The organism is Vibrio sp. 10N.222.48.A3 (assembly GCF_041475345.1).
Lineage (GTDB): Bacteria > Pseudomonadota > Gammaproteobacteria > Enterobacterales > Vibrionaceae > Vibrio > Vibrio tasmaniensis_A.
In genome coordinates, this window is sequence record NZ_JBFRVX010000042.1 from 1 (window position 1) to 10,441 (window position 10,441).

General features: G+C 44.0%; 11 protein-coding genes. 8 read left to right on the top strand and 3 right to left on the bottom strand.

Annotated elements, in window-relative coordinates; translation table 11 throughout:
* The 3 genes from AB4653_RS01715 to AB4653_RS01725 all read left to right on the top strand — a co-directional run.
* A partial coding sequence (locus AB4653_RS01715; protein WP_372103170.1) for a hypothetical protein occupies positions 1-728 on the top strand: 728 nt, incomplete at its 5' end.
* Between the two features lie 141 nt (positions 729-869).
* Entirely contained in the window at positions 870-1,064 is a 195-nt protein-coding gene (locus AB4653_RS01720; RefSeq protein WP_009846501.1) for a hypothetical protein, read from the top strand.
* Positions 1,065-1,293: 229 nt separating this feature from the next.
* Complete coding sequence (locus AB4653_RS01725; protein WP_009846499.1) at positions 1,294-1,644, top strand: hypothetical protein; 351 nt, start codon at positions 1,294-1,296, stop codon at positions 1,642-1,644.
* Positions 1,645-1,888: 244 nt separating this feature from the next.
* Here AB4653_RS01725 and AB4653_RS01730 read toward each other — a convergent pair whose 3' ends face one another.
* Together AB4653_RS01730 and AB4653_RS01735 are read right to left on the bottom strand one after the other, a co-directional pair.
* Positions 1,889-2,704: a tetratricopeptide repeat protein gene (locus AB4653_RS01730; RefSeq protein ID WP_009846498.1), complete on the bottom strand. Its 816-nt coding sequence runs from the start codon at positions 2,702-2,704 to the stop codon at positions 1,889-1,891.
* Positions 2,705-2,864: 160 nt separating this feature from the next.
* On the bottom strand, positions 2,865-3,158 hold the full coding sequence (locus tag AB4653_RS01735; RefSeq protein ID WP_009846497.1) for a hypothetical protein: 294 nt from the start codon (positions 3,156-3,158) through the stop codon (positions 2,865-2,867).
* A 303-nt stretch (positions 3,159-3,461) separates the two neighbouring features.
* On the opposite strand from AB4653_RS01735, the gene AB4653_RS01740 reads away from it, so the two are divergent.
* Complete coding sequence (locus tag AB4653_RS01740; protein ID WP_009846496.1) at positions 3,462-4,445, top strand: DUF3187 family protein; 984 nt, start codon at positions 3,462-3,464, stop codon at positions 4,443-4,445.
* A 118-nt stretch (positions 4,446-4,563) separates the two neighbouring features.
* Here AB4653_RS01740 and AB4653_RS01745 read toward each other — a convergent pair whose 3' ends face one another.
* Positions 4,564-5,307, bottom strand: a complete 744-nt coding sequence (locus tag AB4653_RS01745) for a sporulation protein (protein ID WP_009846495.1) — start codon at positions 5,305-5,307, stop codon at positions 4,564-4,566.
* A 181-nt stretch (positions 5,308-5,488) separates the two neighbouring features.
* On the opposite strand from AB4653_RS01745, the gene hutC reads away from it, so the two are divergent.
* The 4 genes from hutC to hutU all read left to right on the top strand — a co-directional run bounded on the left by hutC (position 5,489) and on the right by hutU (position 10,390).
* Positions 5,489-6,202: a histidine utilization repressor gene (gene hutC / locus AB4653_RS01750; protein WP_009846494.1), complete on the top strand. Its 714-nt coding sequence runs from the start codon at positions 5,489-5,491 to the stop codon at positions 6,200-6,202.
* A gap of 113 nt (positions 6,203-6,315) precedes the next feature.
* Positions 6,316-7,566 carry an imidazolonepropionase gene (gene hutI / locus AB4653_RS01755; protein WP_009846493.1) on the top strand — a complete coding sequence of 417 codons (1,251 nt, stop codon included), beginning with the start codon at positions 6,316-6,318 and terminating at the stop codon, positions 7,564-7,566.
* Positions 7,553-8,617, top strand: a complete 1,065-nt coding sequence (gene hutG, locus AB4653_RS01760; protein WP_009846492.1) for a formimidoylglutamase — start codon at positions 7,553-7,555, stop codon at positions 8,615-8,617. The genes hutI and hutG overlap by 14 nt, the downstream gene beginning before the upstream one ends.
* 78 nt (positions 8,618-8,695) lie before the next feature.
* On the top strand, positions 8,696-10,390 hold the full coding sequence (hutU, locus tag AB4653_RS01765) for a urocanate hydratase (protein ID WP_009846491.1): 1,695 nt from the start codon (positions 8,696-8,698) through the stop codon (positions 10,388-10,390).
* The last annotated feature ends 51 nt before the right edge of the window (positions 10,391-10,441 follow it).

A 10,441-nucleotide genomic window follows, 5' to 3' on the forward strand; every position in this document is an offset into this window, starting at 1 on the left:
ACTACTCCAATACTGTCAGTATGCGATATTTTGGAATGGAAGGTTTAGGGTACCTGTCTATTTCTATTATTCTGTTTGCTCTTGCTGGTTATTTACAGCTTGTTTTGGACTACGTAAACATATCAATTCTTCCAATGCTAATTGCAGGCTTTCTTGGTGGAATTGCACGGCGACATTATGACAAAAATCTCATTCGACATTTGTCCAGCTACACTCTTCTTGATAGTGATAATATCGACTTTCACAAAGCTGTTTATCTACAATCGCTTGTATCTCACATTGGTAAGTCACTTCTTGAAGCAATGAAGAACCTAAAGGAAGTGAGAGAGACTGATGCAAGTAAGCATGGTTTATCAACTCAATCAGAATGGAGTCGGTTTTTCCAGTTTATCTACTCCCCAGACTCGAAGAATAGGATTCTGAGCTTGGTTATTTACCTAATTAGTCTTATTGCTCTTATCACCGTTTCCAAATCGGAGAGTGATACAGTGTTATATGAATTATTGCAGAATGTTACTTGGGACAAGGTACAAAGCTTCGCTTTTTTTAGCATCATATTAATAGTTACAATGTACGCGTTGGTGGTGCTACCAATTTCGTTTGTATATAAATATTTCGCTGTACCGATCCTGTTAAAGGCGTCATCGGTAGATACTCTTTCAAGATTCTTTATATCTGAGTTAAATCGGTATGCGTACCTTGAATGTCGTGCTAATCGGAGCTGCTGACAAACGACTAAGAGTTATTCCCCACGCTCGGTATTTTTGGTTTGGGTGTAGTCCAGTGTTTATGGTGTTCTGGTTAAGTGTCTTGGCAAACATGACTCACACCTTAATATAGTGTTAAGTATACAGGAGATATTTTGAATTATGAGTGATGGAATAGTGGGCAAAGCAAAATTTCGCTGCTCAAAGTGTGGGGAGTTTTACGAAGAAGAAGTTACTTCTTTTGAAGTTACTGGTGGTTCAAGTAGGCAGATGGGGGATGAGAATGAATACACCGCAATAATCTCTGAAGAATGTCATAACTGTGGTTCCAGCTATGAGGTAGAGATGAAGGTTTGATAATACCCTATAGGTATTATCAATTACACATCTGAAAAATCGAGTGGCGTTGCAGAACTCGAAGCTGATTATGAGCTTTATGATACACCAGTACACGATAGCTCTAGGGTCATGGGGGCTGCAGCTGGAGGTGCAATATTTGGAGCATCAATTGGAGGCCCATTTGGCGCTATTATAGGTGGCATTTTAGGAGGCTTAATTGGAGACTCTGTAGCGAAAGGGGATAAAAATGGATAAAGCCATATATATTCCATCGGCTATATTGGGAGCTATCTTGATCTTAATATATACATACAGGTGTCACAGAGCGAAACGCGAGTTCAATCAGGCTGTAATGGTAAACGCCATACTTCAATCCAGTGGTATCATATGCGGTTTTTTGCTCATTCTAGGAACGTTTAATGATGATGCTAAAAAACTACTAAATGAAATTGATCTATACATATTAATCGCTGGTTTTGCGGTGACTGCAGCTTCAGTGAAAGGAATCTACAAGGATATATTCCTATCCACTGTAATCAAACCTCAAGAATCTAAAGCATCGCTAAAGCGTCAAGAGGAGGTCAAAACGAATCAGTAAACATAGCAAACTATTCAAGATTGATTTGCAACGCTTTGCATTTTTACCATTCGTTTGTTAAAGCAAACAAGATGGTTACAGCTTAGCGTTACGCATCACGCTCAAAACCTAAGTTCGATATTGGCAATTCAGTGTCATGCCAGTGGTGGTGGCTATATGACCCGAAAAATTTTTATTTCGCGGGGTGTAGCCGCGTTTGCGACCTTATAGGCTGCAGAAGAACCTAGGTTACTGAATTTACTGACTAGCTAGACAATAAAGATAGATGATATTTTGCGTAACTATTACCTTTAGATGCTGACGATTGTAACAGCAATATTGCTTTTTCTTTATCAACAGCTCCACCCTGCCCTCTCAAATAAAGCAATGCTAAGCGCAACTCACCTTTAGCATCTTCTAATTGTACAGCTTGTTTATAATACCGCTTCGCTTGCTCGTAATCCTGACCCACACCGTAACCATATTCATAGAGATACCCTAAGTGAACAAAAGCTAGGCTGTAAAACTGATTAGAAGATTTTTCAAACCAATATTTAGCTTTAGTGAAGTTCGTAGGTGTCCCATGCCCACGCTCATACATTTGAGCCAAATTATTTTGAGCATACATGTGGTTCTGTTCCGCAGCCTGCTTATACAAAGAGAAAGCCATCTCATAATTACCAAGCGTTGGAGATTGGCTATCATAAGATAATGCTAAATTATATATAGCATCCAAATTACCCTGAGCTACAGCCTGCTTGTACCACTCTTGTGCTTTGGGGTAATCCCTTTCTATAAAGTGGTATATCCAACCTATATTATTCATGCACGCTGGGTTGCTCACTTCAGGTGAAGTTAGATGCCAATCCAACAAGCTATTCAACGCTTTAGGGTTGCTATAATAATCAGAAGCTTTGATATCTTTACTGCAGCTTTTTTCTTCAAAAGAATAAATGGGTTCATGTTCAGTGCTCAAAATACTCACAGATTTTGGGCTACTTACACAACCCATGACTTGCTGGGTTAGCAATACGATGACTCCGGCTTTAAAAATGCTCTCCAAACCTATAACTTTTCCCACGAACCACAACTCCAAATTAATTATTCAGCAACGATACTATTGATCTCATCAATCTCTGCCATTGTGCCGCAAAAGCTGAGGCTTATTCAATCGAAATGCCGAAGATTACGATTCAACTTGAGTATAATTTCGATATGCAAGACGGCTGCCTTTAGAACATTCAATTATTGTAATGTTGATAACCAAATTGCACTCCTCCCAAATCTAGCCCTACACTCGATCTCGTTAGATAGCATCTCAGATATAAACTTCTCAAAAGAGAACTGGCCCAACTTGGTGACAAATCACATCGCTCAGCAATAAGTTGCGCTGTCACTTCTTCACCCTGCTTTATCGAATTAAATACCTTTAATTGGGTCTTGCTTAACTTCACCCATTTCACCTGGTGCGGGGCAAGTCGCGCAGCAGCCACTAAAGCGTGACTCACCTCACCTTTTTGCTCAAAATTACCCATACTAATACTGTCCTCTGCAATTATGATCTAGATGGTTTTTACTTGTTGATCTAATAGATCATTTTCAATGTGAACGTTTTTTAAAAATCAGCAATAAGACAGTCTCGCCAGCAATTTTTTAGCCACGAATGATAGGTTTCATATGCTAGCGGTAACTTCCCTGCCCCTCCTCTTTCCAGTCAAGCTGTATCAACTCAACTATTTGTCCTATCTCTTGTGAGTACGCCCTTCCAACTTATCTCTTACAAACGAGTTATTTAGAACTAAGCTATATAGAGGCAACGGAATGCGAATGAGGTGCATATGGGAAAACAGGCTGTCTTTATATCGTTCATACCACCTTTATCATTACTAATAGCAACTGTTGTTTTTACTCCAACCGCATGGGCCAACAAAGATTACGGCCCGCTAATCAGTTATACCCAAGCACCATTGCAGTCAGTTCGTCTTACTCCAACGCTCCGCTCTGGCTTTCCGCTCGAAGAAAACAAGCTTGAAGTATTTGCTTCTTTAACCGCCGCGAGTATATGGGCTAACTCTCACGACTATCATTTAGACTATTATCAGAATCAACTTCAAACAGGGCTGAAATGGCAACTAACAACAGCATGGCAAATAGAGTTCAACTACCGCTGGTTATACGCCGCCAACAATCACCTTGATAAAGTCATCATCAATTACCACGATCTATTTGGCATCGACCAAGCAGGGCGGGAACGTAAAGACAGACACCAATTTGATGTTTACGCGCCAAGCCATGGCATCAATATCAGTGACTTCTCTGGCGACACGCTGACAAGTGCTTTCACACTCTACACTCAATACCAAATCATAGACCTTGAAAACCACGGACTATCTTTTGGTGTCTCCCTCTATCATAACAACGTCAGCCACGGTGCATTTAAGGGAAACAGCACCGAACAAAGCGCTCAACTCAACTATGCATACCAACTCGACATCAATACCTTCTATACAAGCTTAGGGTTAGCGAATCAGTCCAGTAGAGAAGCAGAGAATAGCTTTTCGCATAAGAAGACGACATGGTCATGGATGGGCGGCTATCAACTCACGCTATTTGAAAACCATGAATTGCATCTTGAATACCGTTGGTATGAAGGCGCAGAAGATGGTGACACTGAGTTTTCAGAAGCCGCGAATGAAATGATGTTTGGCTATCGCTATCTCATGCAACGCTCGGCAGTTGAGATATCCATAATCGAGAACATCTTCAATATGGACAACTCCACCGATGTTGCCTTTCAATTGTCCTATCGGCACCAGTGGTAAACCCATTTCAGGACTGGACAGATAGTAGAATCAAAAAAGCCGAACGGTTAAGTTCGGCTTTAGAAATCGTATTACCGTCTCTCTATTAATAGACAGAATGACTACTAACAGAGACCGACTACGCACTCATGATTCTTGAGACTGCGTTGCGAATGTCAGAATCGGCCGCGTTTGCAGGCATGCTGAATGAGATGTATTGGTCGCCACGGAAGCTCATTGAGCGATCGATTTCTGCTAAGCAGTGAACCATTGAGCCTTCAACGATGAATGATAGCTCGATCTCTTTGTTATTCATGAAACCGCCGCTACGAAATTCAATCTCTTGGTAACAGCCAGAGCGAGAAGTAAAGCTGTTGCCTTTCAAGAAGCCCTTCTCTACGTCTGCTTTCACCATTGCCATTCCCGATGCTTCCACGCCTTGGATGATTTTAGCAACTGTTGGCAATGGGTGTACGGAGATGAAGTCGCGGTCTTTAGGATCAATCGCAAAGCCGATATCTAGGTTGGTTTCAACCCACACATGACACTGATTCATTTGCGCGTTCAACGCGGTGACTGGCGTTTCATCATTTAACTTAAGACGGAATGGCACCAATTTGGTTTCACCCGGTTGGATCACGAAAGGCTCTACGGCTTGAATACGACCTAACGAAAATGTTTCGTAGCTGGTGCTACCTTCCGTTTCGACTTTTACTTCTGTGTTGAGAACCAAGTTGATCAGGTCGATTTGTTGCTCAACGTCGCCGCCAACAATGTGAACATTGCCAGACAACTCTCCACCTTGGAAAACTTCAATATTATCTAAGACGGTATCAACTTTTGCTGCACCGATGCCCAAGGAGGCCTTTAATTTCTTAAACATATTATTTCCCTTTCTAATTATCTGATTTACGAATAGTTATTGCGTGACAATTTGCGACACTTGCCTCACAGAATCAAGCAATTTGCCCCATCTATGTTGAATAAGGTCACATTGCCCGAGGAAATGTTGAAATCGTGAAAAATTCCGTTACTCTATTTGTATAGTCAAATAAGGTTTCATTATGTCGAAAGCGCCGCTCTACCTTCAGATAAAACAGTTCATAGACGACAATATCACCAGTGGTCACTGGCCAGTGGGTTACCAGATAACCACAGAACTCGAACTCACCGAGCAGTTCAATGTGAGCAGAATGACGGTGAATAAAGCCATTCGAGATCTGGTGTCTGAAGGCAAGCTCATCAGGAAGCCAAGACTGGGCACTTTTGTTTGTGAGCCTGACGAAAAAGCGCAATCTCCTCTGCTTGATATCAACAACATCGCGCAAGAGATCAAAGACCGTGGCCAAACGTATACTAGCCAAGTTATCAAACACAAGAGCATCAAGGCTGATGAAAGCACGGCTACACGGCTAGGTGTGATGATCAATGCCGAAGTATTCTATAGTGAAATCATCCACTTTGCTGACAACACACCGATTCAATTAGAAGCGCGCTGGGTGAACTCTCAAACCGCTCCAAAATACCTAGAGCAAGACTTTTCAACCTCGACACCCAATGAATACCTTTCAAAAAGCTGCCCGTTGAGTGCTATCGAACACACGGTTGAAGCCATTATTCCTGACTCTCAAATAAGAACGTCACTAAAGTTATCAGAATCAGAGCCTTGCCTTCTTTTGAATAGAAGAACATGGAGCAAAGAACGCCTCATCAGCTTTGCATTGCTCTACCATCCCGGCTCTAAGTACAAATTAAGCTCCAAGATACTTCTAGATTAAAGAACATCATCCTGATCGCCGATCACATTTTTGCAACATCAACTTGATTCGGGTCAGCGTTTAGCCTATTTATTTGTATATACATTTAATGTTTAGCAAAGATCTAGGTGATTATGAATTTGATCCTCAAAAACGCACGAGTGGTCTCCATGAGTTCGGGAACCGATGGTTATCAGCCCACTTCCCCTCAAAATATCGTTATCGAAAACGGTAAGATCGTGTCCATCTCTTGTTCAAACCACGAGGCACTTGCTTCTGAATTAGAACAAGTAAGTGTTGATGGTTCTTTGGATTACGTCACCTATGACTGCAAAAACAAACTCGTCACCCCTGGGTTAATTGATTGCCACACTCACCTTGTATTTGCAGGTAATCGTGCCAATGAATTTGAGCAGCGTTTGAATGGTGTGTCTTACACCGACATCGCCAAGCAAGGCGGCGGCATTCTGGCGACAGTAACCGCGACCCGCGCAGCGCAAGAATCCGAACTGGTTGAAATGGCTTTGCCTAGACTCGATGGCCTGCTAAGAAGTGGCGTAACCAGCATCGAAGTAAAATCTGGCTATGGTTTAACACTTGAAGATGAGCTCAAGATGTTACGCGCAGCTAAAGCGTTAGAGAATCATCGCCGAATTAAGATCACCACCACTCTCCTTGCAGCGCATGCTGTGCCACCTGAATATAAAGAACAACCAGACAGCTATATCGATCTGGTTTGCCAAGAGATCATTCCTAAAGCCGCAGAGCAAGGACTCGCCGATGCAGTTGACGTGTTCTGCGAATCTATCGGCTTCAATTTAGAACAAACCGAACGTGTATTTGCAGCAGCCAAAGAACACGGACTAGCGATTAAAGGCCACACAGAACAGCTTTCAAATATGGGCGGCAGTGCGCTCGCAGCTAAATACGGTGCACTCTCTGTCGATCATGTTGAGTACCTTGATGAAACCGGAGTCAAGGCACTAGCGGAATCAGGCACAGTTGCGACCTTGCTACCCGGAGCTTTCTATTTCCTAAAAGAGACTCAACAACCGCCCGTTGCCCTACTTCGTGAACACGACATTCCAATGGCAATCGCGACCGACCTAAACCCCGGCACTTCTCCCTTTGCTGATTTAACTCTAATGATGAACATGAGCTGCACCCTGTTTAGTACGACGCCTGAAGAGGCGCTGCGCGGTGTAACTTGTAACGCTGCGGCTGCCATTGGCGACTCACAAACTAAAGGCAAAATTGAAGTTGGTTATGCCGCTGATTTAGCTATCTGGAATATCGAGCACCCTGCCGATCTAAGCTATCAAGTCGGTGTTCCTCATCTTCATAAACGCATTGTTAATGGCGAGGTGTGTCATGACTCAATCTAATTCCAACGGCATTCAAAAGAACTCAGAAACCGTACATAACTTCGTGTGGACGGGACGTAATGATCTTGAAGATGGCGCACTAGGTACACGCGTTCATCACATTACCAAACAAGTTCAAAGTAGCGATTTAGGTAACGAGCTTACTGATAGCGCTATCGCCTTAGTTGGCTTTGCCAGCGATGCAGGCGTTGCAAGAAACAAAGGACGAGTGGGCGCAAGACAAGCACCCAACCTGATTCGTCAAGCGTTGGCTAATATGGCTTGGCACAGTGATACACACATCGCGGACCTTGGTGACATCGAATGTAACGATGGTCAACTCGAAGTCAGTCAAAAACAGTGTGCTTCTGTTATTGCTAATGCTTTATCAACCAACAAAGTGATTACCCTTGGCGGTGGTCACGAAGTTGCTTGGGCATCTTTCCAAGGCCTCGCGGAACATTTACATAAAGCAGAACGCCTTCATAAAACTGAACGTATTGATAAAGATCAGCCAATACACAAACCTAAGATCGGCATCGTTAACTTTGATGCTCACTTTGATCTTCGTGAATTTGAAAGCGAAATCGCCGATGTTAAACCGAGCTCAGGCACGCCTTTCAACCAGATAAGTGATTACTGCCATACACATCAATGGCCGTTTCATTACGCTTGTCTTGGCGTGAGTGCTGCTAGCAATACCAAAGCGCTGTTTAACAAAGCTGACCAACTGGGTGTTTGGTATGAACACGACCGCAACATGACCCAAGTTAACCAAGTCGCTCAACTGGTTACGTTGCAAAAATTCATCGCTGAATGTGATTACCTCTATCTCACCATTGATCTCGATGTATTCCCCGCAGCGACTGCGCCGGGCGTAAGTGCACCAGCGGCAAGAGGCGTGAGCTATGAAGCACTCGCTCCGTTTCTAGAACAGATTTTCAAACACAGTGAAAAACTCATTATCGCGGACATTGCGGAATACAACCCAGACTACGACATCGATGGCCAAACGGCTCGATTGGCGGCACGTTTGTGTTGGGATATAGCCAGTGCAATGGCCAGCGACTAATCCAGCTATACCGATAACTACAACTACAACTACAACTACAACTACAACGATATAACGTGAAACAGAAGGAATTCCAAAATGACGGAACACCACAACAGTGACCCTCGTCTCGACACGACTCGCGAAATTCGCGCACCTCATGGCACCACTTTGCGCGCTAAATCTTGGTTAACAGAAGCACCACTGCGTATGCTGATGAACAACCTAGACCCTGATGTGGCAGAACATCCACATGCACTGGTTGTGTATGGCGGTATCGGTCGCGCGGCACGTGATTGGAAATGTTATGACAAGATTGTTGAAGTATTAGAGCGTTTAGAAGACGACCAAACGTTGCTTGTTCAATCAGGTAAACCTGTGGGCGTGTTCCCGACACATAAAAACGCACCTCGCGTACTGATCGCTAACTCGAACCTTGTTCCACACTGGGCGAACTGGGAACACTTCAACGAGCTCGATAAAGAAGGCTTGATGATGTACGGCCAGATGACCGCAGGTAGCTGGATTTACATTGGCTCACAAGGCATCGTTCAAGGCACTTATGAAACGTTTGTCGCTATCGCGAAGAAGCACTTTCAAGGAGAAGCAAACGGCAAGTGGGTTCTAACGGGTGGTCTTGGCGGTATGGGCGGTGCTCAACCTCTCGCAGCGACTATGGCTGGCTTCTCGATGATTGCGGTTGAATGTGATGAATCACGAATCGATTACCGCTTGCGTACAGGCTATGTCGACAAAAAAGCCACCAGCATAGATGAAGCGATGGCAATGATTAAAGAATCAGACACACCAATCTCTGTTGGCCTACTCGGTAACGCAGCAGATGTATTCCCAGAGCTTGTTGAACGCAATATCACGCCTGACGTAGTGACTGACCAAACCTCTGCCCACGATCCGCTGAACGGCTACTTGCCGCAAGGTTGGACGATGGAGAAAGCAGCACAAGAACGTACTATTGATGAAGCAAAAGTGGTGAAAGCCGCTAAGCAATCTATGGCTATTCAAGTTCAAGCTATGCTAGATCTTCAGTACCGTGGCGCTGCGACCGTAGATTACGGCAACAACATTCGCCAAATGGCACTTGAAGAAGGAGTGGAAAACGCATTTGATTTCCCAGGTTTCGTTCCTGCTTATATTCGTCCTTTATTCTGCGAAGGCATCGGCCCGTTCCGTTGGGCTGCTCTTTCTGGCGACCCTGAAGACATCTACAAAACAGACCAAAAAGTAAAAGAATTGATTCCAGATAACCCGCATCTACACAACTGGCTAGATATGGCGCGTGAACGTATTCAGTTCCAAGGCCTACCAGCTCGTATTTGTTGGGTTGGCTTGAAAGATCGTGAACGTTTAGGACAAGCATTCAATGAAATGGTGAAAAATGGCGAACTGAAAGCACCAGTTGTTATCGGTCGTGACCACCTAGATTCGGGCTCAGTAGCAAGCCCGAACCGCGAAACAGAAGGCATGATGGATGGCTCTGATGCAGTTTCTGATTGGCCTCTTTTGAATGCCCTTCTGAACACAGCTGGTGGCGCAACATGGGTTTCTCTGCACCATGGCGGCGGCGTTGGCATGGGCTTCTCACAACACTCAGGTATGGTGATTTGTTGTGACGGTAGCGAAGATGCATCACAACGTATTGCTCGTGTACTTCACAATGATCCGGCTACTGGCGTTATGCGTCATGCTGATGCGGGTTACGATATTGCCAAGCAGTGTGCTAAAGAGCAGAAGCTTGATTTACCTATGCTAAACGAAGAACTTCGTCGCCTTTAATGTCTGGAGAAAACATGTTGAATTTATTACTTAAGCCAGGACTTCTAGGCC

Bases quoted from the DNA above. Each gene is read 5' to 3' on its own strand.
- AB4653_RS01735 (WP_009846497.1), bottom strand. From the start codon at position 3,158: ATGGGTAATTTTGAGCAAAAAGGTGAGGTGAGTCACGCTTTAGTGGCT.
- hutI (WP_009846493.1), top strand. From the start codon at position 6,316: ATGAATTTGATCCTCAAAAACGCACGAGTGGTCTCCATGAGTTCGGGA.
- hutU (WP_009846491.1), top strand. From the start codon at position 8,696: ATGACGGAACACCACAACAGTGACCCTCGTCTCGACACGACTCGCGAA.
- AB4653_RS01725 (WP_009846499.1), top strand. From the start codon at position 1,294: ATGGATAAAGCCATATATATTCCATCGGCTATATTGGGAGCTATCTTG.
- AB4653_RS01745 (WP_009846495.1), bottom strand. From the start codon at position 5,307: ATGTTTAAGAAATTAAAGGCCTCCTTGGGCATCGGTGCAGCAAAAGTT.
- AB4653_RS01740 (WP_009846496.1), top strand. From the start codon at position 3,462: ATGGGAAAACAGGCTGTCTTTATATCGTTCATACCACCTTTATCATTA.
- hutG (WP_009846492.1), top strand. From the start codon at position 7,553: ATGACTCAATCTAATTCCAACGGCATTCAAAAGAACTCAGAAACCGTA.
- hutC (WP_009846494.1), top strand. From the start codon at position 5,489: ATGTCGAAAGCGCCGCTCTACCTTCAGATAAAACAGTTCATAGACGAC.
- AB4653_RS01720 (WP_009846501.1), top strand. From the start codon at position 870: ATGAGTGATGGAATAGTGGGCAAAGCAAAATTTCGCTGCTCAAAGTGT.